Raw genomic sequence first — 20,833 nt, 5'->3', positions numbered from 1 at the left:
AATTACACAAAATGACTGAACAAAACAACTCCCCAAGCTTGATCCCATCCCATTCTCTCTCTCAAACAGAAGTTATTCCTGATCTTCCCCCCGCTCGCGGGGGGACTGAGGGGGGTATAATTGCCACACACATTTGGAAAACTCCGCCAGAACTTTGGCAGAAACTTAAACCATTTGCGCGACAGATGCGGCGTGAACCTACATTAGCAGAAGCACGGCTTTGGGAGAAGTTGAGAAATAAGCAACTTTTAGGCTTTAAATTCCGCCGACAGCACGCAATTGACCGCTTTATTGTAGATTTTTATTGTGGGGAAGCACAGTTAGTTGTGGAAGTGGATGGTGAAATTCATGACTACACTCAGGAGCAAGATGCAATTAGGCAGGAATTTTTGGAAAGTTTGGGGTTACGGGTGGTGCGGTTTAGGAATGAGGAAGTTTTGAATTTGATTGATGGTGTGTTGGAGGAGATTGCGCAAACTTTGCAACCTACCCCATAGTCTTCTCCCAAATACTCCCCTCATGAGGGATGTCTGGAGATAAGCCAATCCAAGAGTTTACGCGCCGATCAAGCTACTGCACCTGCCACACCTTCACCGTTTTGTCATAACCACCACTCACAAGAGTCTTGCTATCTGGGCTAAAGGCGACCGATTTTACGGAAGATGAATGCCCAAAAAGGGTGATAATTTCTTGTCGAGTTTGCAAGTTCCATAGTTTAATAGTTTTATCAGAACTGGCACTGGCAAGAATTTGACCATCAGGGCTGAACGCTAAGGCAGTAACGGCATTAGAATGACCAGTAAAGGTGGAAATTTTACTTGGAAAAGTGGAAATTTTACTTGGAGGATTTTGCCAGTCCCATAGTATAACTGAGCCGTCTGTCCTACCAGTAGCTAGAGTTTTACCATCTGGACTAAAGGCAACAGCACCAACACCATCTTTACTTTGTGATATTGTGAGATTTCTATCTCCTGTTTTCCAATCCCACAGTTTAATAGTTTTGTCATAACTACTACTGGCAAGAACAGTACCATCTGGACTAAAAGCGACAGATTGAATATAGTCTGAATGTCTAGTGAGAGTGCAGATTTCTTCTCCTATTTTTACATTCCATAGTTTAATGGTATTGTCATTACTGCCACTAGCAAGGATTTGTCCATCAGGACTAAAAGCAACAGAAGTCATCGAACTAGTATGTCCTGAGAAAGTAAGGATTTCTTTTCCTGTCTTTACACTCCATAATTTAATAGTATTGTCATTACTAGCACTGGCAAGAGTTTGACCATCAGGGCTAAAAGTAACAGCACGAACCCAGCCGGAATGCCCAAAAAGTTTTTTTATCTCTTCTCTAGTATTCAAGTCCCACAGTTTGATAATATTGTCTTCACCACCAGTGGCAAGGATTGTTCCATCAGGGCTGATAGCTACTGAATAAATCCCAGCAGATATTCCTGAATCCTTTGTAATATTATAGTGTAATAGTAGCTGACTATAATCTTGATTTGCTGCTTGATATGCACCAAGGTTATCGTAGGCAATTCCTCGATAGTAATAGGCTTCAAGGTAGTGAGCATCACCCTTTATTGCTTGACTGAAATCTTCTATTGCTTTCTGATTTTGTCCCAACTTTAAGTAAGCAAGCCCTCGTTTGTAATAAGCATCAGTGTAGTGTTTATTAATTTTTTCTAGCTGACTTTTGAGCGCATCATCAAAATCTGTAATTGCTTTTTTATATTCTCCCAATTCACCCCATAGTGAACCTCGCATGAAAAAGGCAGTTGCATAGTCAAAATTACGATCAATTGCCTCATTCAAATCTGCAATTGCTTGTTGATATTCTTTAGATTGAATGTAGATAGTAGCTCGACCTAAATAAGCATCATAAAAATCTGGATTGCGTTCTAATGCTAAATTAAAATCATTAAGTGCTTCTTGATATTTACCCTGTTTAATATAAACAGCACCTCTTCCCAGTAAGGGTTCAACATATCTTTTTTGGTCTACAGCAAACTTAGCTTTTACATACAGTGCTTTGGTATAATCCTCAATAGCTCTTTCATAATATCTACTTTCTTGGGATTGTGAACCTAACTCTGAATATGCACGACCTCGACCAAGATAAGCCTCGGCAAAATTACCATCTTTACTTAATGCATCACTGTAATCCTTAACTGCATTTCTATAGTATCCTTTTTTAACCTTTTCTACTGCCAGCTTATAATACTCTTCGGCAGCAGAAGGGTAATACTGTTGTTTGTTAATCTCCTTTACCAAACTAAACTCTTTAGTTTGCAAATAGAAGTCTAACCGGAACAAAGAAATATTTGGTGCAAAAGTTGGTGCAAAAGTTGGTGCAAGAGTTGGTGCAAGAGTTGGTGCAAATCTAGGTTCTCGTAAAATAGAAATATCTGGTAAAAAAGAACTGCTTGATACAAGAAAACTACCAACTTCTCCTAAAGCACCAATCATATTTCTTACAGAAGATGGTGACAAACCTTGAGAGATGCTATGTGCTTCAGCAGGGATAATAATCCCGGTTATACTGAAAATAAATGACAATAAGATGCAAAGTGTAATTTTGGAGAGTTGGTGTACTTTTTTCCAAACTAGATTAAATTTAGCCAGTTGCACTCTCTGCGTGATTTTCCAGTCCATATTTGTAGGAATTTGATTTCACCTGCTCAGGAATCTAAAGTTAGTATTCCCGCAGGAACGGTAAAAATATCAAATTCCAGTTGAGTATGGAACTACCATTACCTCTTCTCCCAAGACAGCCAAGACTTACAAGCGGCAATAGGGTGGCGATCGCCACCCAAGCAATCATAAATTATTGATATACTCGTCGCAGTTCTTCTCCAGTATGAAAAGTAATTAGGCGGACATGATATTAGGTTTTTGGCTTCTTGATGGTCGGAGCGCAGCAGGAAGGCTTCCCGCAGTTTGTCCATGAAGTGGTATAGTGTTTTTGAGCAACAAAATTTGGATACAGGTTGTGTTACATTATGATAGAAGATTGGGCATCCTAACAGGTAGAGAGTTTAAAGGGTGTCAATGAATTCTGTTTCGCGCAGCATTGCCCAGTCCGCAGCAAGTTATTCCCAAAAGCGCCGTTTCAACTTCAAAGCGTGGCGATGCCAGAGTGGATTATTTGTCCTGGCATTACTATTCAGCCAAGTTTTGAATGCCTGTAGAGTGGAACAACATTCCACATTACATATTGGGATTTCAAGCTGGGCAGGATTTGATATTGTCCTCTATGCCCAGGAAGCAGGCTTTTTCAAACGCCGGGGATTAGATGTGCAACTGATGCGATTTGAAAATCAACAGGACTCCTCCCGTGCAGTATTGCGTGGTTCCCTTGATGCAGCGTTTACTTCCCTCTGGGATGTGATGCAGAGCGATCCAAGAAATGACAAACCTGCGGTGATTTTAGTGACAAACATATCCTACGGTACGGAACGGATTCGAGATATCGTCAAGTCGCTCCGTAGCTTCTCACGATTGGATGAAGCAGAAGTTAAGGCTGTGGATATTCATGAAGGTATTGATAGTACACTCCTGATCTTGCAGCATCGCTTACTCGCGAAAACTGATCGCCGTGAGATTGAAGTGACAAAACACTATAGTCAGTTACCGCTTGTGGAATGCTATGCAGGACAATTAAATCAGGTGTTTATGAACATCCTCGCGAATGCGATTGATGCACTCGAAGAATCATTAGTAGTAAACACCAATCATCAACCTGTCATTACTATTCGTACTGAACTCATCGATATTCAATGGGTAAGAATTACGATCGCTGACAATGGATGTGGCATTCCCAAAGTGATTCAATCCCGCATATTTGATCCATTCTTCACCACCAAATCAGTAGGCAAGGGGACGGGAATGGGGATGTCGATTAGCTATCAGATTGTGACCGGTAATCATGGCGGTAAGCTATATTGCCAGTCGGCTCCAAGTCAAGGGGCAGAATTTCTCATTGAGATTCCAGTACGGCAGTCAATAGTCTAGGATCAGTGTTAAGTTATAAAATATACTTACGCTCTTTCACTTAAAGGTAGCAGTTTTACCAAAGCTTTACTTTTATTTAATTTGAATTTATGTATTTTCACCGAAGATGTTTTTCAGAAAAACTACGATTATTGAATTGGTTCTGAAGCAGATAACTTGATACTATCTGTCAGATAGTCAGTAAGCTAGAACACACTTAATTTACATCACAAGATTTCATGAACTTCTTGTAGTGTCAGCATCAGTTCTCTCCAACTGAGCAAATTAAATGTGGAATAGCTTATGAGGAATTAACCAAAAAATGAATAGTTTTCGGTGCTTGTGCGACATCTACGTAAGACTGGCGCGGCTTCGTTTTGACAAAAAATACTTAGGAGGTTATTTATAAATGGCAAAAGTTAATGAAGAACAATACGTGTATACTGAGTTATACGAAACTATTGAAATTTCTCACCCAGAGTCAGAAATTAGACACTACTTAAAAGAAGAGTTAGAGAGACTGATTTCTAGTGAAAGCGAAAAACCAATCTCGAAACCAAAAATTCAAACTCAAGTTCCTCAAAGAAGCGCAGCAGTAACCCAACAGAGAAAATCTGGGTTTAGGCGATGCAGCGGATTAAGTGAGTATTAAGGCAGGGTTCAGGAATTGTAGAGACGTTCCATGGAACGTCTCTACAGGAGTCAGAACAATACGGTTCGGTTAACCATGTTCATCTTCAGGTAGAAGATCCCCCCAAGCCCCCCAAACCCCCCTTGGCTTGGGGGGATCAAGTCTTGGGAGCATCACCAAACTTAATTAAAAGTGCGATCGCCACACTAATCAAAAGAACTAACATTGTACTTAAAGCGGAACCAAATCCCCAATTTTGAGTAGCGCCAAGGAATTGGTTATAGATTAACCGTGCTACAGTCATACTAGAAGCACCACCAAGTAATTCTGGATCGATAAAATCTCCCATTGCAGTGATAAAAACGAGGAAAGAACTGGCGGCGATTCCAGTGAGAGTTTGGGGTACAGTTACTTTCCAAAAAGCTTGCACGGGATTTGCACCTAAATCGGCAGCAGCTTCGAGCAAACGCTTATCTAGTTTTTCTAAAGAAGCATATAAAATTAAAACCATATAAGGTAGCAAGCTGTAGCTCATACCAACTAATACAGCAGGGCTACGGTTAAGTATACTTAAAGTAGGCAAGCCCAAACTGGTAAGCAAACTGTTTAATAAACCAGTAGGACGAAGAATTGTAATCCAAGCATAGGAACGCAGTAAGGAAGAAGTCCATAAGGGTAACACAAAACCGATTAGGAGTAAATTACGCCAGCGGATTGGTGCAATTTGCGCAATCCAATAAGCAACAGGAAAACCCAAGCATAAGCAAAATATAGTTGTGCCTAGAGCAAAAAATAGCGATCGCTGAATAACTGTGAGATACAGAGGATCAAATATGCGGATATAGTTATCGAATCCGCTAGGATTTACTATATCACCAGGTCGAATTCCTGGAACTAAACTTAACTCAAAAATTAGTAGCGTTGGTAATATAAGCAAAAGTAACAACCAAACACCCGATGGTGCAAGTAATACTAATGGTTGCAGCCAGTTTAACTGTAGGTTAGACTTTGTTGATTCTTCAGATATATGAGAAGGAATTTGAGTAGACATTGTTAATTGTTAATTGTTAATTGCTAATTGTTAATTGCTAATTGTTTTTACCATTAGCTATTAGCTCTTAGCCATTAGCTCTTAGCTACTAGTAAGTTTTGTCCAGTAACGTTCATAAACTTCTTCAAAATCCCCCAGAGGAGTAATACGTTCGCATTTTTCGAGAATTGACTCTGGAGGAAATAAATTAGGATTTTTTTGTACTTTTTTTGGTAATTGCTCGTATCCAGCGCGATTGGGAGTGGCAATGCTCAGGCGTTGGCTAATTCGTGCCGATACTTCTGGTTGCATGATAAAGTTAATCCAAGCGTATGCGGAATCTTGGTTAGGGGCTGTTTTCGGAATTACAATTGTGTCAGTCCATAAGGAAGAACCACTTTTAGGAATCACATATTTTAATTTAGGGTGTTCTTTAGAAATTTTTACTGCGTCTGCTGAGTAACACATTGCCAATGCTAAATCTCCTGCTACTATTTGATTGCGCCAAGCATCGGTATCAAAAGCTGCGATCGCTTCTTTAATCAACATCAACTTTTCGTAAGCTTGTTTGATTTCACTTTCTTTTTTCGAGTTATAAGAATACCCCAGCATCCGCAATACTGCCCCAAAAACCTCTCGAACATCATTCAGCAAAGTCATGCGCTTTGATAACTGCTTTTGATTTTGCCAAAGATAGTCCCAGTCTTCTGGCGGAGTTTTCAGTATTTCTGAATTGTAAAGTAATCCGGTTGTTCCCCAACTAAAAGGGATACTGTAGCGGTTATTTGGATCGTATGTAGGATTTTGAAATCGTGGTAGTAAATTATCTAAACCGAATAGCCGTTCGCGATTTACGGATGCTAACAAACCCTTATCCACCATCTTTTGTACCATATAATCAGATGGGTAAATCACACTGTATGTTCCACCACCTCCTGCTTGTAATTTAGCCAACATTACATCGTTAGAATCATAAACATCAGTAAGTACTTTGATTCCTGTTTGAGCATTAAATGTTGAGAGTAATTCCTGATCGGTATATTGTGTCCAAGTATAAATATGCAGTTGATCGCGAGAACCTTTGGAGGTAGAATAGGCACGCACATCGGCAAGTCTCCAACCACAACTAACTAAGGACAAGCTAGAAAGCGCTGCCAACCCTGTGAAAAATTGTCTTCTTTTTGTCATTGGTTACTCAACTGGTAAAGCCAAACAATCAATTTCTGTCCACCAAGCGTAGATAGGTGTATCTGCTTCAGGTAAACTACCAAAAGTATTGGGTTGCATAACGGTAATTTGTATATTATTTGTCAACTCAATTAAATAATTTACGTGTGTGCCTAAGTACATGGTGTTGACAAGGCGTCCTTCAAAACAGTTAGTTTGTGTGGATTTATACAGCGAAAGCTGAATTTTTTCTGGGCGCACACTGACTACTACTGACTGCGATATTTGACTTGGTGTATCAGAGTGACGGTTGACGACAATTTTCTGTCCTGTTTCCGTTGTCACGATGACGTTTGTAGCTTCTACCTCTGTAATTTTACCAGTGAAAAAATTTGTATCACCAATAAAATTAGCGACAAAATGAGTCAATGGTTTTTCGTAAATTTGGTCAGGAGTACCAACTTGCTCAATTTTGCCTAAATTCATGACAGCTATGCGATTAGACAAAGACAGAGCCTCTTGTTGATCGTGAGTGACCATAATAAAAGTTAACCCTAAGTCTTTGTGTAGATTGGAAAGTTCTACCTGCATTTCTTTACGCAGTTTTAAATCTAATGCCCCCAAAGGTTCATCTAGGAGTACTACAGCAGGACGGTTGACTAATGCTCGTGCTAATGCTACTCGTTGTTGTTGACCACCTGAAAGTTGACTGGGTAGGCGCGATCGCAATCCAGCCATTTTCACCAGTTCTAGAGCTTCTTGAACTCTGTTTTCAATTTCATGAGCGCGTAATTTTTTCAGTCGTAGTCCAAAAGCGACGTTATCCCAAACATTCAGGTGGTTAAAAAGAGCGTAGCTTTGAAATACAGTATTGACAGGTCGCCGATAAGGAGGAACATTATTCATTGACTCACCTTGAATCAATACCTTGCCAGCATCAACCCTTTCAAAACCTGCTATTAACCTGAGTGTGGTAGTCTTGCCACAACCAGAAGGACCAAGGATACTAAAAAATTCTCCTTGTTTCACATCCAAGTCTATTCCATGTACTGCCGGCTCACCTTTAAAAAACTTGAAAACGTTACGCAGTTCAACATCAAGCGACGATATAGCCGCCAAGCCCCCCTGATTATGCGTTACAGTTTGAGTCATAATTTTAAATTGAATACCGTAAATTTACGTGTTTTTTTAAATTTATGTAATATATTAAGCAAACTATACATCACATCTTGGTTCATTGTATCCGGCAAAAACAATTTGCACTCGTTCAATCAGGAACATAGTTCAAAAATTTTCCGACGCAGGATACCGGGTAGGCGTTAAGCGTATTCGTATACAGATAATACTAATTTTGCATTCGCTCTCTTGTCTTATGGCTTTATTACAATCACCACTATTAGGCGGGAAAAAAGATACACGTACAGTTGGGCGGGGTTTGCAGTCCAAATTTTTAATTGTATTTACCCTGCTATCGCTCACGGGTATTGCCAGTCGTTTGATCTATCTACAAGTAGTTGAAGGACCATTATATCGAAAGCGTGCAGAAGCAAACCGGGTACGGTTAATTCTCAAACAACCAGAAAGAGGTAACATTTTTGACCGAAATGGCAAACTTTTAGCCACCACTCGCTATCCTCGTTCTGTATATTTGTGGCCTATGGCTCACACCAAAGCATCTTGGCAAGTTGTGGGTCCACGTCTGGCTAAAATTCTCAATTTACCTCAAGATGAGATTGTAGAGAAACTAGAACAAGCAGGTCCCAACTCATCTTCATTGGTGCGGATTGCTCGCGATTTAAATGAAGCACAAATTACTGCCTTGAAGGAGTACGCCAACGAACTTAAGGATGTAGAGATTCATACGGAAGCAGTTCGATATTATCCACATGGTCAAGCATTAGCGCATGTTCTAGGTTATACTCGTGAATTAACTCCAGATCAATTAAAACAAAAGGAGAAAGAAGGGTATAAACTCGGTGATGTAATTGGTCAAATGGGGGTAGAAAAGGCTTATGAAAAGATGCTTAGAGGTGAATGGGGAGGTCAGCGAGTCGAAGTGGATGGCAGGGGTCGTCCAATTCGAGTTTTGGGAGAGAAAGAGGCAAAGGCAGGTAAAGATATACGCTTGACTATAGATCTCAACGTGCAAAAAGCCGCCGAAAAAGCTTTGGGTAAGGTTAAAGGAGGAATTGTGGCAATTGATCCCAGAAACGGTGCAGTTTTAGCTATGGTGTCTTACCCCACCTTTGATCCAAATATCTTCTCTAAACAAAAACTCTCCCAAAAAGATTGGGAAAGCGTACAAGGTAAATCTTTTCCATTAGTTAATCGCACTTTGAGCGTCTTTCCACCCGCTAGTACTTATAAAATTGTCACTACAACTGCTGGTTTGGAATCGGGAAAATTCTCTCCTGATACAGTGCTACAAACCTACGGCTCTCTAACTATAGGTGGGGTAACATTCGGTGAGTGGAACCATGCTGGATTCGGTCCTTTAGGATTTACCGGGGCAATGGCGATGAGCAGTGATACCTTTTTCTATCAAGTTGGTAGGAAAGTTGGTGGTCCCACTTTGATTGAATGGAGTCGTAAATATGGATTTGGTCAAAAAACTGGCATTGAGTTTGCCGACGAAGAATCAAAAGGTTTAGTCCCAGATGATTCTTGGAAACGGAAAGCCTGGAAGATACCCTGGACTGTAGGCGACACAATCAATATGTCAATCGGTCAAGGTGCGCTACAAGTGTCACCACTGCAAGCTGCTATTATGTTTGCTGTCCCTGCTAATGGTGGATACCGAGTGCAGCCGCATTTGCTCAAAGACAATGAAGAAGCAAAAAGCTGGCGGGTATCTTTAAATATGAAACCGACAACCATTAAAATTTTGCGTGATGGACTGCGCAAAGTGATCACAGAGGGTACAGGTAAACGTTTAAACATGCCAACAATTGCCCCATCTTCCGGAAAGAGTGGTACTGCTGAAGCAGGCACAGGTCGTCAAAATCATACTTGGTTTGGTGCTTATGGTCCTAGCGATAAACCGGAAATTGTCGTTGTGGCGTTTGGTGAAAATACCGGCGGCGGTGGTGGTAGCAATTGTGGACCAATGGTGTTACAAGTGTTGGAAGCTTATTTTCAAAGTAAGTATCCGGGTAAGTACGCAAAACCTGCTGCTGAGGAATCACAATCAGGACGCAGTACACGAAATTGATCACAGCGTTGCTAATTAGACTTCTCCAAAAAACAATGTAGAGACGTTCCGGCGGAACGTCTCTACAAATCGTTTCGTTTATTAATCTTCAAACGACACTAATAAATCTTCTGCGTATATATTCGCTTCTTCAACAAAAACACTAACTTCTGGTCCCAAGTTCAAGAAGAAGTTTCTTACACTTAAACTAAATTTGTCTGCTGAAATGGTTACTCCTCCATTAATTGCCTCAGCTTCGTCATCTTGTAATTCTACAAAAAAAGATTTGTTGATGTCGTCAACTTTAGACATAAGCATACGGTCACTCCTGACAATTTTTTAATTTTTCAGGGGTAGTTTGATTTTTACAATCAAGTACCCAGATTAATTATTAAGTATTTATTGTGGAATTCACGTTAACTTGTATAAAGTAATTTAATAAACTACTGAGTCGGTTTCAAATTTTTGGCTTTGTAGAAAGTTTCGAGGCTGGAGCGATCGCCTACATATCGCCAATGCCAAGGTTCATAACTCACACCTTGGGGATTGTCTTTAGGGAAAGACAACTCAAAGCTAAAACGTGCTGCATTCGCTTGTAGCCATTGAAAAGCTTTGGTCTTTTCAAAGTTAGGATTCACGTTAGTCGCTGGTACTGCGGCATCTCCAATATCCACAGCATAACCTGTGTGATGTTCGCTATATCCTGGGGGTGCGCTCACTGCCGCTCTTTCTGCTGCTGATTGGTTCCTTTGAGATTTTACACCAAAAAATAACTGTTCTTGGTCTTTAACAGAACGAAACCCAGAAATTGGCACTAAAATCACACCTTCGCTACGGGAAGCTTGTGCCATTGCTAGATACTGTTGAGCAGCTGTTTTTCGCATTCTAATCTGTCCATTTGGCGTAACTGGTGCTAATTCTGATTCTGGCGCTTCTGGATAGGAAAAATGTCCCAATAATGTATCAGTTTTGTTACTTTCTGGGTTGACAGAAGTACTTGTTTGTGTATTTTGAACTGAAGGCTGTTGCTCAACAGTTTTTTTTGGTGTGATGAGGAAAAACAGAAAACCACTAGCAACAGTAAGCAGAACAAATCCTACTACACCCCCAATGATTAAAGGAATACGCGATCGCTTCTGGGGTAATGCATCAGGAGTATCGCGTAAAGCTGCCGGAATTTCTTCACCTTCGGTTGGTGATGGTTTTTCCGGTTTTCCAGAAAACCCTGGATTACTCAATTGTTCACTCCTGCTTTAGTTGAATAATCGTAACAAATTGTAAACTAGAGATAAATTTAAATTTGTCGTCATTCGCATAATTTTGGCAAATCTTTTAGAACTATATCTCAAGCTAGTAGGATTGGTCTTAGTGGGATTCTTGATTGGTCGAAAACTACCAACACAATTTCCCACCCGTTTAGGTCAATTTCTCTTTTGGGTAGGAGTACCGATAAGCATTGTAGCTTTTTTACGCAAGGCTGACTTGTCAGGACAAGTTTGGATTGCGCCGATGTTTGCCCACGCAGCTATTTTACTAGGGGCATTTCTAGCATGGTTAACAATAAAATGGCAAGCTTATTCAACAAAAACTGTCCCCCAACTACCCACTCAGGGTAGCTTTATTTTGGCAGCAATGGTAGGTAACACAGGTTATCTTGGCTACCCGGTTACTCTGGCAGTAGTTGGCACTAAATACTTTGCTTGGGCGCTATTTTACGACTTGCTAGGCACAACATTGGGGGCATACGTGTTAGGAGTAGCACTAGCAGCTCGTTTTGGTGGTGGAGTTAAAAATCATTGGCAGATTGCCAAAGCAATTTCCATCAATCCTGCTTTATGGAGTTTCGGCTTAGGCTTGCTGTTGAAGCGTCAAGAGATTCCCACCCTGGTGGAATTTTGCTTGGAGAAATTAGCCTGGAGTGTAGTTGCACTGTCTCTAATGTTAATTGGCATGAGACTAGCACAACTAAATTCTTGGCACAACCTTAAATATGCCAGTTGTTCGCTGTTCTTCAAAATGCTACTAGTTCCCCTCATTTTAGGTAGCACTTTATCATTTTTTGGTTTAAAAGGTGCTGCTTCACAAGTAATTTTGCTTCAAATGGCAATGCCGCCAGCTTTCACCACCATCATCCTTGCCGAAACCTTCCATCTTGACCACAACCTTGCTGTCACCACACTCTTGTTAGGAACTATGCTGTTACTGGTGACTATTCCTGTCTGGTTGTGGCTGTTTTGAGAAGACAGGAGTCACCGAGTCACCGAGTCAGGAGTTATTATTCTTCCCTACTCCCCACTCCCCTGCTTTGTTTTTGTTGAAATTTCTGCTGGAGTGATAAGTTCATAGGGTTCAAATGGTTGATGAATCCAAGGGTTGTCAGGTAAGTAATCAATGTAGTAATGAGGAGCGATTACTGAAGATGCTTTGTACCATATAACAGCACAGCGAATTTCTTCGATTGGGGAGTCGCTATATTCTTTGAGCCAAGGTATGGTTTCGATGAGTGTCACCCCAGAGTCTACCAAGTCATCCACTAAAAGAATGCGCGAACCTAAATGTGGGGTAGTCATTGTTAGGTGACGAGAAAAGATTAATTTGCTTCTTTCTTGCTTGCCTGCACTGCTATAAGATGATGTTGCCAAAATGGCGAGTGGTAGCTTATATATACGAGAAAGAATATCTCCCACTCGCAATCCCCCTCTAGCTAAGCAAATAATCTGATTGAATTCCCAGCCAGATTCATAAATCTGAGCAGCCAGTTGTTCAATCTTCTGGTGATAATCTGACCAAGAAACGTAAAGATCTGGCATAAAAAACTTAATTTACAGCTAAAACTGAATAACAAACTAGTAATCAAATTTTCAACCTAAAATATTATGAGCGATTCTGTCCCTAATGGCTATCCCCATCCAACTCCTGAGAATGAAAAACTTGATTTAAAAACGAAACTGGCTTATGGTGCTGGTGATTTAGGTCCGGCAATTACCGCTAATATTGCCATATTTTATCTCATGATTTTCTTTACCAATGTAGCTGGTATCCCTGCTGGTCTAGCTGGTAGCATTTTAATGATTGGTAAGATTTGGGATGCGGTGAACGATCCGATTGTTGGTGTGCTGACTGACAAAACCACATCTCGCTGGGGACGTCGTCTTCCTTGGTTATTGTATGGAGCGATTCCTTTTGGAATTTTCTTTTTCTTACAGTGGATTGTACCTAGATTTAGTCCGAATACCAGTACTAATATGTGGGCATTGTTCTGGTATTATGTGGCGATTGGGGTATTATCTCAGGTATTTTATACAGTCGTCAATTTGCCTTATACGGCAATGACTCCAGAACTAACTCAAGATTACGATGAACGCACAAAGTTAAATAGCTTTCGCTTTGCTTTTTCAATTGGTGGCAGTATTCTATCGTTGATATTGGCGAAAATTGTCATTGACACAATTGCTGATCGCCAGCAACAATTTTTAGTATTAGCTGGGATTTGTACAGTGATTTCTGTATTGTCACTGTATTGGTGTGTTTGGGGAACACGCGATCGCATCATGGTTTTTGAAGCCAAACGTACTCCAATTGAGCCTGAAGCATCCATTCCTATCAGTGAACAACTAAAAATTGCCTTTGCCAACCGTCCTTTTCTCTACGTTATCGGCATATATCTTTGTTCTTGGTTAGCCGTACAGGTAACAGCAAGCAATCTTCCTTTCTTTATCATCTACTGTATGCGCCTCAAAGAATCAGACGTACCCATAGTACTGATTGGAGTGCAAGGAACAGCTTTACTAATGCTATTCGTCTGGACAGCTTTAAGTCAACGCATCGGAAAAAAAGCAGTTTATTTTATGGGCATGAGCCTATGGATTATAGCAGCAGGGGGATTATTTTTCTTACAACCAGGTCAAATTGGTTTAATGTACATCATGGCAGTAATGGCAGGCATCGGTGTTTCCACTGCTTATCTCGTTCCCTGGTCAATGATACCAGATGTCATCGAACTAGATGAACTGCAAACAGGACAACGCCGTGAGGGAATTTTTTATAGCTTCATGGTTTTGCTGCAAAAATTCGGTTTAGCTTTCGGGTTATTTTTAGTAGGAATAGCATTAGAAACATCTGGCTTTAAAGAAGCTGTTGCCGGACAAACTACACTACCCCAACAACCAGACTCAGCACTACAAGCCATACGCATTGCAGTTGGTCCTTTACCTACCATTTTTCTCATCGCTGGCTTATTCTTAACATACTTTTACCCCATTACCCGCGAACTACACGCAGAAGTTTTACTCAAACTCCAAGAACGTAACAAAAAGTAATACTCCCGCCCATGAAATCCACAATTTTTGTAGAGACGTTTCATGGAACTTCTCTACTATTTACAAAACTACACAAATTTAAATATTATTTTATATGTCTTAAGATAGATAGATATATTATTATGAATCTACTCTTATTAAAAGAGTATGCCAAAAAATCTACTTTATGAACAGTTTGGAAATATTTAATGGCTTGCGCTTATTAGTAGTTGATGATAACGTTGACTCTCTGGAGTTAATCACTGCTATTTTTGAGACGTTAAATACGCAGGTAATGACTGCGACATTAGCTCATAATGTCTTGACAATGATCACAGAGTTTCAACCGCATGTTTTAATTAGTGATATTTCCATGCCTGATGAAGATGGTTATTCGCTAATTAGGAAAATTAGAGCTCATAAAGATCCGCAAGTACAAAAAATTCCAGCCATAGCATTAACAGGAATTGCTTACCAAACTTCACTGACTCAAGCTATCGATGCGGGATTCACTACATATCTAACCAAGCCTTTCGATCCCGATAACTTGATCACAGTTGTCGCCAATCTTGCGCAAAACACAATTTGTAACCAATTGACTCCAGCCAGTTGAAAAATCCATCTCAACAGCAATCCCCAGACAAAAGTACAGCTTCACAAATAGCACTTACTCCTCTGCGTCCTCTGTGCAGGCGTGCGGTTCATTAAATCTATCCAAAGACCCTATTATTATAATACCAATAATACTTATAAGATAAGTATAACTAGCAAAAACGCTTTAAGATAAATGACACAAAGCATAGAAGAATTATCCGCGCAGTTAGAAAGTCCAAATTTGCGCGATCGCATGGTAGCCCTAGCAAGTCTAAGAGAAGTTCCCGCAGAAGAAGCAGTACCTTTAATTAAAAAGGTATTAGATGATGAATCTCTCCAACTGCGGTCAATGGCAATATTTGCCTTAGGAGTCAAACAAACTCAAGATTGCTATCCAATTTTAATCCAAATCCTCGAATCTGATCCAGATTACGGTATTCGCGCCGACGCAGCAGGTGCGTTAGGATACTTAGGGGATGTCAGAGCATTAGAACCGCTCGTAAGAGCATTTTATGAAGACACAGATTGGCTAGTACGCTTTAGCGCCGCAGTATCCCTTGGTAATCTTAAAGACAAACGCGCCCATGAAGTATTAATTAGCGCCTTGGATAGTGAAGAAGTAGTTGTACAACAAGCGGCGATCGCAGCACTAGGAGAAATCAAAGATGTAGAATCAGTAGATCAGATTCTGCGCTTTGCCCAATCAGAAGACTGGTTAGTACGCCAACGTCTTGCAGAAGCCTTAGGTAATCTTCCCAGCCCCAAGAGTATCTCAGCTTTGAAATACCTAGAAAAAGATAGCCATCCCCACGTTGCTGAATCAGCAAGAATTTCTCTCAAAAGATTAGAGGAAGCGGCTAATCAAGCATAATACCAACACTTCGGTGCTACCTTGGAATAAGTTAGATCACTAAGAAATTTAACGTCAGGTTTGATTGATGAATATTGAAGAGTTTTTTCAGTTAAGTGCTGGTAAATGGTTTTCTCAACGTACTAGTCACCACTTGGCTTTTAAGCAAGCAGAGAATGGGAAATCAGAGCTTGTAATAGAATCGCTAGCAAAAGATCATCCAGATGTGATCAAATTGTGTCAACAGTACGAAATCGATCCTAGCAAAGCCAACTGTGGTGCTAGAGTTTCCTGGAACGGCACAATGGAATGGGATGAAGAAAAACACACTGGTTCTACGGTACTGGTAATTGTACCTGATGAAGGTAATCCCAATGAAGGGAAGTTGCTGCGGGAAATGGGTTATGCTGAGAAGGCTCCTGTTGCCGGAAGCTATAAGATTGGTAGTGATGATGCCTTGACTCTAACTACAGAGTATGAAACTATGTGGTCTGAGGAGCGTTTGTGGTTTGCTAGTCCTAATTTAAGAATGCGGGTAAGTGTATTGAAGCGTTTTGGCGGCTTTAGTATGGCTTCGTTTACTTCGGAAATTCGCATGGGTGGAACGACTGCGCCAAAAGCATCTGAGGCTGCTACAGCAACGAGTTGATGTAAGATATTGAACCGCAGAGGCGCTCCAGAACGCAGAGGGAGTTTTTGCTTGTGGTGCGGGCCGGAAAGCCCGCCCTCAGCTTTGTGTGAGAATAATTAGTTAATTGTTTGGACTTGTTCGACTGCCCAGTTCATTGCGACTAAAAACTGTTTTAATACTAGTTCATCTTTTAGTGCTAGTAAAGGGATTGACCAACTGGAAAGATTGACTGATTTTGATTTATCAAAAACATCGGGAAAGTGATTTAGCCAGTTGATTTTTTTTTCTCTATGTGAAAAGATTGCTTCGCACCACACTTTGCCATCGGTGGAAACATTTAAAAGCTTTTGCTTTTCGCCGACTTGATTACTTATTTTACCAATAAAAGAACCATAAGTTTTACCTTTGCCCCACTGTATTTCAATTTTTTTGTCAGTTGTCCATTGTAAAATTTGGCGGGCAACCATAACAGTTTCACTATTATATTTAGTTTCTAGTTCTAGAAAAAATGAGGATTCGTTCCATTGTTTAAATTCACCGGAGATACTAGGTTTTTTTAGTGTTTGACTGATTACTCTAGGAACAAGAGTTTTCTGTTTTTCGCCAACGTATTGCTTGATTTCTAGTGCTAATACTTGGGCTGGATTCATTTGCTGATTCAGAAACTCCACTACACGTTGAAGTTCGAGGGGAATTTTATCAGCAACAAATACTAGTCTGATTTTACCTGCTAGCAAGTTAGTTTTGACTAACTGCCAAAACTGTTCTTGATCGGTATCAGTACCAAGAAATTCTCGCAGCACTTGTTCGGGTTCAATACCAAGTCTTTGACAATTAATTTGAAACTGGGCGCGAATTGTCTCTATAGACCAGTAAACCACTGCATTAGCAGCATAATCTAGCATTTGACCAACAACTTCTCGTCTAGTACGACTGTCGCTACTACGTTTAACTTCTACTAGAGTACTTACTCCATCTTGGTCAAGAAACAAGTGATCTAATGCCCAACGCCCTGTGCTATCTTCTTGATCTGGTACTGCTATCTCACGAGAAATTAACAGCCACCGTCTTGGTACAACACTATCTATTTGTTCTCCGGCTAAAAGATTAGGATATTTGGCAAGCAGTTCTTGCAGTAAAGCCTCTGAATCATAGGCTTGTTCTGTCATTTCAAGTAGCTGTCCATCATCCTGAATGAGGTAGATACCAGCACTCATCAAAATTTTCCTGCTGTAATTTAATTAACCTCTATTCTCTACTTTTAGCTCATCACTCGGTTCAGGAGTCTTACGTAAATACATTCACTTTCTTGTTACCATCATTGAGTTAAGAACGAAAACCTTGCTGTTGTAACAGGGCGTTTGCCCAAGCTGCATCCGATTCTGCCAAAGGGGGAACTGGTTCACGGGTATAATCTATTGCCATATCTAACCCCGCACGGTCGTATACCCCTTGTAATAATGCTTGTAAATCTACTATTGGCTCTGTATCGCCTTGACGCAAGGGTAATGGAAAGGTGGGAATTGGTTCTTGCAATTCAAAGGGATATAATTCTGCTGTGGGACGTTTGTTGCTGCGACTGACTAAAATTCGGTAAGAGGCTTGAATACGATCGCCTAAAATTGGCATAGGTTTTCCCCCTCGCAGCAAGTCAATTTCGACTAAATGACTTAGACTATCCAAAACCCGCAGCCGCTTTTTTTCATAAGCTTGTCTTCCTTTTCCTGCTCGCTTATTCTTGGGTGAGAGCAGCTCAATCACCGTAATTACTTCCCCAGTTCCTACCTCTCTCACCTCCAAATATCCTTCCCGCACTTCTTCTACCATAGGAATTCTGACAGTGACTGGTTTGCTTGGCGGTGTAGCTACAGCAACGTTAGATTGTCCTTTGTCAGCAATCAGATTTCTCCCCACAGATACATCAGGAATTCCTACTAGTAAGGATTCTTCATCCGTACTTTGATAAACACGTTTTTCAATTGCGACTCTGTACTTGGGGCGTAGTTGCGGAACTAGTAACTCGGCAATGAGTGTAATTATCCAGTGATGGACTTCTGGCCACATTTCTGGATCTTCTAGATAGGGATTCATTCCTGGAAAAGGAGATAGCATAAGTCAGACTGCATTTTATTACAACTTATTGTAGCAATAGAGATTGCTCAACTGAGAAGTTAAATTTGTAACAAACGAGCGATCGCATCCGGTAATGGCAGCACAATTAAAATCAACAAAACCATTGCTAATAACCCGCCAATATCACGTTTGTTATCAAGTTCAGTGACATCGTTGAGTGCTGGTTCATCAATTAAAGGCATAAATAATAGAATAATTGCCCACAAGAAAAATTCTGGTTGTACCAAACAAAGTAATAGTAATAACAAGCGGGCAATTTGACCAATTACAATTGCGGTTTTTTGACCAAACATTGCGTGAACTATATGCCCTCCATCCAATTGTCCCACAGGCATGAGATTTAATGCTGTCACAATCAGTCCGAGAAAACCAGCTACTGCCACTGGATGCATGTCAAGGGCAAGTTTTGGTGCTAATTGACTTCCTAGAGCTAACTTGGATATTAATGCTAGTAAAATCGAATTTCTCGGATTAAGAGCATCAGGATTAAGCAATCCTGTTTTTTCATTTACCGGAACTAATTCTGAATGAGCTAAGCCCCAGTATAGTAAGGGTAATGTTGCTAAAAAACCTGCTAGTGGTCCTGCAATACTTACGTCAAACAGAGCTTTACGATTGGGTACAGGACTACGCATTTGAATAAATGCACCAAAAGTTCCCAAGAAAAAAGGCATTGGGATAAAGTAAGGCAATGTTGAGCGAATTTTGTAAGACCGAGCTGTTAGGTAATGACCAAGTTCATGAATGCCCAAAATTGTAATTAGTGCCAGGGCATAGGGCAATCCTCTCAACAAAACAGATGGATCGGCTTGTATGGCTGTAAGCTTAACACCAGCAATTTGCACTACTCCCACCCAGGTAGTTGTCATTAAAGTAGCTACTAATAGTGACAACGCCAATCCTGGCCTTGTTAACTTTTGTGAATTACGATTGTTATTCTTAGCTGCTTGAGGATTGGGAACAATGACAAAGAAGGGTTTGTCATTGATGCCTTCTTGAAAGATTAATAAGAAGCGATCGCCAAATTGCGCTTCAACATTTGCTTTTATCTGCTGATAGGCATTTTCAGCTGTAGTTCTTAATTGACCACGGCAAATTGCAGCTTGGGGTCTATACTCAATGTTGTGGATGTAGTATGCAGACCAGGGAAAACAATTCCGCAACTGGGCTTCTTCCGTTGGTTCAATGAAACGCACTTGTACTGGTTCAGGAATAGGATTTGTAGCTGAGTTTGATTCTTGTACTTGGGGTTGATTCTGTTTACCATTTGGCAACTGACGTCCCCATTGAAACAAAATCCAGTATAGCACAGGACAAAGAATTAAAGGCCAAACTACTAAAGCCCGTGGCGGAGGTAGTTTTGCACCATAGATTGCTGTCCAAGTTGTCCATATCGTTGCTGGTATCATCAGCACCAGCCATAACAACCAAACAGGTGTTTTAGTGATGCGAGCGACTGTGCGCTGCACCATAAGATAAGTTGCGATTCCTAGTATAATGAAAAACCAAAATGTCATGCTATCTTCTAGTTATTAAGATATATATAATTTTTGCTTGTTGTTGCTCATGTGTCCCTTGCCTCAAGAGTCTAGTTCAAAGGATAAGTCCCCACGGACAGTGTTAGATGATATTTTCGCCTTCCCACCTAATCGGGACACACTAGGGGGAACCGCTTACTTTATTGTAAGAAATGAAGGCAATATCTTGATCGACTGTCCGAGTTGGGATGAAGTAAATCAGAATTTTTTGCTAATGCATGGCGGTGTGCGTTGGTTGCTAATTACCCATCGGGTGGCGATTGGCAAGATAGCAGAAATTCATCAAACCTTCCAACCGGAGATTTTGATTCAAGAGCAAGAAGCTTATCTTTTACCTGAATTAACTGTAACTACTTTTGGTCAAGAATTCACACTGGATACACTCACCCAAGTAATTTGGACACCCGGTTATTCTCCTGGTTCATCTTGCCTTTACTACAATGCTCATGGAGGCGTACTGTTTTCTGGGCGTCATTTACTCCCCAACCAGCAAGGTGAACCAGTGCCTTTACGTACAGAGAAAACTTTTCACTGGCGACGACAAATCAAGAGTATTCAGTCCTTGTTAGAACGCTTCACACCCGCAATCCAATATATTTGTCCTGGTGCTAACACTGGCTTTCTACGCGGCAGACGTGTGATAGATAATGCTTACAAACACCTCGCCCAACTGGATTTACAGGCTTTGCTTCAGTTACAACCACCTTTTTAAGAGTTAGGAGTTAAGAATTAATAACTCCTGACTCAATAACAGACGTTCCGGCGGAACGTCTCTACT

The 20,833-nt window shown here is 40.7% G+C and carries 21 protein-coding genes; 10 read left to right on the top strand and 11 right to left on the bottom strand.

Annotated elements, in window-relative coordinates; genetic code table 11:
• Positions 1-11: 11 nt before the first annotated feature.
• The gene (locus ICL16_RS39330) at positions 12-497 is read left to right on the top strand and encodes an endonuclease domain-containing protein (RefSeq protein WP_190836995.1); all 486 of its coding nucleotides are present in this window, start codon (positions 12-14) and stop codon (positions 495-497) included.
• A 73-nt stretch (positions 498-570) separates the two neighbouring features.
• Here ICL16_RS39330 and ICL16_RS39325 read toward each other — a convergent pair whose 3' ends face one another.
• Both ICL16_RS39325 and ICL16_RS47080 read right to left on the bottom strand, forming a co-directional pair.
• Entirely contained in the window at positions 571-2,655 is a 2,085-nt protein-coding gene (locus ICL16_RS39325) for a WD40 domain-containing protein (protein WP_190836992.1), read from the bottom strand.
• 40 nt (positions 2,656-2,695) lie between these two features.
• Complete coding sequence (locus ICL16_RS47080) at positions 2,696-2,824, bottom strand: hypothetical protein (RefSeq protein WP_273039946.1); 129 nt, start codon at positions 2,822-2,824, stop codon at positions 2,696-2,698.
• Between the two features lie 227 nt (positions 2,825-3,051).
• Between ICL16_RS47080 and ICL16_RS47505 the strand changes: the two genes are divergently transcribed.
• Both ICL16_RS47505 and ICL16_RS39315 read left to right on the top strand, forming a co-directional pair.
• Positions 3,052-4,014: an ATP-binding protein gene (locus ICL16_RS47505; RefSeq protein WP_337907205.1), complete on the top strand. Its 963-nt coding sequence runs from the start codon at positions 3,052-3,054 to the stop codon at positions 4,012-4,014.
• A gap of 388 nt (positions 4,015-4,402) precedes the next feature.
• Positions 4,403-4,645: a hypothetical protein gene (locus ICL16_RS39315; RefSeq protein ID WP_190836985.1), complete on the top strand. Its 243-nt coding sequence runs from the start codon at positions 4,403-4,405 to the stop codon at positions 4,643-4,645.
• 136 nt (positions 4,646-4,781) lie between these two features.
• On the opposite strand, the gene ICL16_RS39310 is transcribed toward ICL16_RS39315, so the two are convergent.
• The 3 genes from ICL16_RS39310 to ICL16_RS39300 all read right to left on the bottom strand — a co-directional run bounded on the left by ICL16_RS39310 (position 4,782) and on the right by ICL16_RS39300 (position 7,973).
• Positions 4,782-5,675, bottom strand: coding sequence for an ABC transporter permease (locus tag ICL16_RS39310; RefSeq protein WP_190836983.1), 894 nt, complete (start codon positions 5,673-5,675; stop codon positions 4,782-4,784).
• An 81-nt stretch (positions 5,676-5,756) separates the two neighbouring features.
• The gene (locus ICL16_RS39305) at positions 5,757-6,842 is read right to left on the bottom strand and encodes a polyamine ABC transporter substrate-binding protein (RefSeq protein WP_190836982.1); all 1,086 of its coding nucleotides are present in this window, start codon (positions 6,840-6,842) and stop codon (positions 5,757-5,759) included.
• Between the two features lie 3 nt (positions 6,843-6,845).
• Positions 6,846-7,973 (bottom strand): ABC transporter ATP-binding protein, encoded by a 1,128-nt coding sequence (locus ICL16_RS39300; RefSeq protein ID WP_190836981.1) that lies wholly within the window; start codon positions 7,971-7,973, stop codon positions 6,846-6,848.
• A 220-nt stretch (positions 7,974-8,193) separates the two neighbouring features.
• On the opposite strand from ICL16_RS39300, the gene mrdA reads away from it, so the two are divergent.
• On the top strand, positions 8,194-10,032 hold the full coding sequence (mrdA, locus tag ICL16_RS39295; protein WP_190836980.1) for a penicillin-binding protein 2: 1,839 nt from the start codon (positions 8,194-8,196) through the stop codon (positions 10,030-10,032).
• An 81-nt stretch (positions 10,033-10,113) separates the two neighbouring features.
• Here the strand turns inward: mrdA and ICL16_RS39290 are convergent, their stop codons facing one another.
• Both ICL16_RS39290 and ICL16_RS39285 read right to left on the bottom strand, forming a co-directional pair.
• On the bottom strand, positions 10,114-10,329 hold the full coding sequence (locus tag ICL16_RS39290; RefSeq protein ID WP_190836979.1) for a hypothetical protein: 216 nt from the start codon (positions 10,327-10,329) through the stop codon (positions 10,114-10,116).
• 125 nt (positions 10,330-10,454) lie between these two features.
• Entirely contained in the window at positions 10,455-11,249 is a 795-nt protein-coding gene (locus ICL16_RS39285; protein WP_190836978.1) for a M15 family metallopeptidase, read from the bottom strand.
• 82 nt (positions 11,250-11,331) lie between these two features.
• Here ICL16_RS39285 and ICL16_RS39280 point away from each other — a divergent pair, with 82 nt between their 5' ends.
• Positions 11,332-12,249 (top strand): AEC family transporter, encoded by a 918-nt coding sequence (locus ICL16_RS39280; protein ID WP_190836977.1) that lies wholly within the window; start codon positions 11,332-11,334, stop codon positions 12,247-12,249.
• Between the two features lie 47 nt (positions 12,250-12,296).
• Here the strand turns inward: ICL16_RS39280 and ICL16_RS39275 are convergent, their stop codons facing one another.
• Entirely contained in the window at positions 12,297-12,821 is a 525-nt protein-coding gene (locus ICL16_RS39275; protein ID WP_190836976.1) for a phosphoribosyltransferase, read from the bottom strand.
• A 66-nt stretch (positions 12,822-12,887) separates the two neighbouring features.
• Between ICL16_RS39275 and ICL16_RS39270 the strand changes: the two genes are divergently transcribed.
• The 4 genes from ICL16_RS39270 (at position 12,888) to ICL16_RS39255 (ending at position 16,402) form a co-directional block, all read left to right on the top strand.
• Positions 12,888-14,330 (top strand): MFS transporter, encoded by a 1,443-nt coding sequence (locus ICL16_RS39270; protein WP_190836975.1) that lies wholly within the window; start codon positions 12,888-12,890, stop codon positions 14,328-14,330.
• A 166-nt stretch (positions 14,331-14,496) separates the two neighbouring features.
• Entirely contained in the window at positions 14,497-14,922 is a 426-nt protein-coding gene (locus tag ICL16_RS39265; RefSeq protein ID WP_190836974.1) for a response regulator, read from the top strand.
• A gap of 174 nt (positions 14,923-15,096) precedes the next feature.
• Positions 15,097-15,774, top strand: a complete 678-nt coding sequence (locus ICL16_RS39260) for a HEAT repeat domain-containing protein (protein WP_190836973.1) — start codon at positions 15,097-15,099, stop codon at positions 15,772-15,774.
• 67 nt (positions 15,775-15,841) lie between these two features.
• The gene (locus tag ICL16_RS39255; RefSeq protein ID WP_190836972.1) at positions 15,842-16,402 is read left to right on the top strand and encodes a phycobiliprotein lyase; all 561 of its coding nucleotides are present in this window, start codon (positions 15,842-15,844) and stop codon (positions 16,400-16,402) included.
• A gap of 98 nt (positions 16,403-16,500) precedes the next feature.
• Here the strand turns inward: ICL16_RS39255 and ICL16_RS39250 are convergent, their stop codons facing one another.
• From ICL16_RS39250 to ICL16_RS39240, 3 genes are all read right to left on the bottom strand, one after another.
• A complete protein-coding gene (locus tag ICL16_RS39250; RefSeq protein ID WP_190836971.1) occupies positions 16,501-17,601 on the bottom strand; it encodes a hypothetical protein in 1,101 nt (366 codons plus the stop codon).
• Positions 17,602-17,710: 109 nt separating this feature from the next.
• Positions 17,711-18,496, bottom strand: a complete 786-nt coding sequence (locus ICL16_RS39245; RefSeq protein WP_190836970.1) for a DUF4058 family protein — start codon at positions 18,494-18,496, stop codon at positions 17,711-17,713.
• A gap of 59 nt (positions 18,497-18,555) precedes the next feature.
• A complete protein-coding gene (locus ICL16_RS39240; protein WP_190836969.1) occupies positions 18,556-20,034 on the bottom strand; it encodes a site-2 protease family protein in 1,479 nt (492 codons plus the stop codon).
• Between the two features lie 49 nt (positions 20,035-20,083).
• Between ICL16_RS39240 and ICL16_RS39235 the strand changes: the two genes are divergently transcribed.
• The gene (locus ICL16_RS39235; RefSeq protein ID WP_190836968.1) at positions 20,084-20,767 is read left to right on the top strand and encodes an MBL fold metallo-hydrolase; all 684 of its coding nucleotides are present in this window, start codon (positions 20,084-20,086) and stop codon (positions 20,765-20,767) included.
• Positions 20,768-20,833: the final 66 nt, after the last annotated feature.

Origin of the sequence: Iningainema tapete BLCC-T55 (assembly GCF_014698965.1) — a bacterium.
Taxonomy (GTDB): domain Bacteria; phylum Cyanobacteriota; class Cyanobacteriia; order Cyanobacteriales; family Nostocaceae; genus Iningainema; species Iningainema tapete.
The sequence above is the reverse complement of the archived record's forward strand: the minus strand, read 5'-3'. Positions and strand labels throughout refer to the sequence as shown.

Excerpts from the sequence above, each read along its gene's own strand:
- ICL16_RS39275 (WP_190836976.1), bottom strand. The coding sequence starts at position 12,821 with ATGCCAGATCTTTACGTTTCTTGGTCAGATTATCACCAGAAGATTGAA.
- ICL16_RS39315 (WP_190836985.1), top strand. The coding sequence starts at position 4,403 with ATGGCAAAAGTTAATGAAGAACAATACGTGTATACTGAGTTATACGAA.
- ICL16_RS39245 (WP_190836970.1), bottom strand. The coding sequence starts at position 18,496 with ATGCTATCTCCTTTTCCAGGAATGAATCCCTATCTAGAAGATCCAGAA.
- ICL16_RS47505 (WP_337907205.1), top strand. The coding sequence starts at position 3,052 with ATGAATTCTGTTTCGCGCAGCATTGCCCAGTCCGCAGCAAGTTATTCC.
- mrdA (WP_190836980.1), top strand. The coding sequence starts at position 8,194 with ATGGCTTTATTACAATCACCACTATTAGGCGGGAAAAAAGATACACGT.
- ICL16_RS39300 (WP_190836981.1), bottom strand. The coding sequence starts at position 7,973 with ATGACTCAAACTGTAACGCATAATCAGGGGGGCTTGGCGGCTATATCG.
- ICL16_RS39255 (WP_190836972.1), top strand. The coding sequence starts at position 15,842 with ATGAATATTGAAGAGTTTTTTCAGTTAAGTGCTGGTAAATGGTTTTCT.
- ICL16_RS39235 (WP_190836968.1), top strand. The coding sequence starts at position 20,084 with ATGTGTCCCTTGCCTCAAGAGTCTAGTTCAAAGGATAAGTCCCCACGG.
- ICL16_RS39240 (WP_190836969.1), bottom strand. The coding sequence starts at position 20,034 with ATGACATTTTGGTTTTTCATTATACTAGGAATCGCAACTTATCTTATG.
- ICL16_RS39325 (WP_190836992.1), bottom strand. The coding sequence starts at position 2,655 with ATGGACTGGAAAATCACGCAGAGAGTGCAACTGGCTAAATTTAATCTA.
- ICL16_RS39260 (WP_190836973.1), top strand. The coding sequence starts at position 15,097 with ATGACACAAAGCATAGAAGAATTATCCGCGCAGTTAGAAAGTCCAAAT.
- ICL16_RS39270 (WP_190836975.1), top strand. The coding sequence starts at position 12,888 with ATGAGCGATTCTGTCCCTAATGGCTATCCCCATCCAACTCCTGAGAAT.
- ICL16_RS39265 (WP_190836974.1), top strand. The coding sequence starts at position 14,497 with ATGAACAGTTTGGAAATATTTAATGGCTTGCGCTTATTAGTAGTTGAT.
- ICL16_RS47080 (WP_273039946.1), bottom strand. The coding sequence starts at position 2,824 with ATGATTGCTTGGGTGGCGATCGCCACCCTATTGCCGCTTGTAAGTCTT.
- ICL16_RS39330 (WP_190836995.1), top strand. The coding sequence starts at position 12 with ATGACTGAACAAAACAACTCCCCAAGCTTGATCCCATCCCATTCTCTC.
- ICL16_RS39250 (WP_190836971.1), bottom strand. The coding sequence starts at position 17,601 with ATGAGTGCTGGTATCTACCTCATTCAGGATGATGGACAGCTACTTGAA.
- ICL16_RS39310 (WP_190836983.1), bottom strand. The coding sequence starts at position 5,675 with ATGTCTACTCAAATTCCTTCTCATATATCTGAAGAATCAACAAAGTCT.
- ICL16_RS39290 (WP_190836979.1), bottom strand. The coding sequence starts at position 10,329 with ATGCTTATGTCTAAAGTTGACGACATCAACAAATCTTTTTTTGTAGAA.
- ICL16_RS39305 (WP_190836982.1), bottom strand. The coding sequence starts at position 6,842 with ATGACAAAAAGAAGACAATTTTTCACAGGGTTGGCAGCGCTTTCTAGC.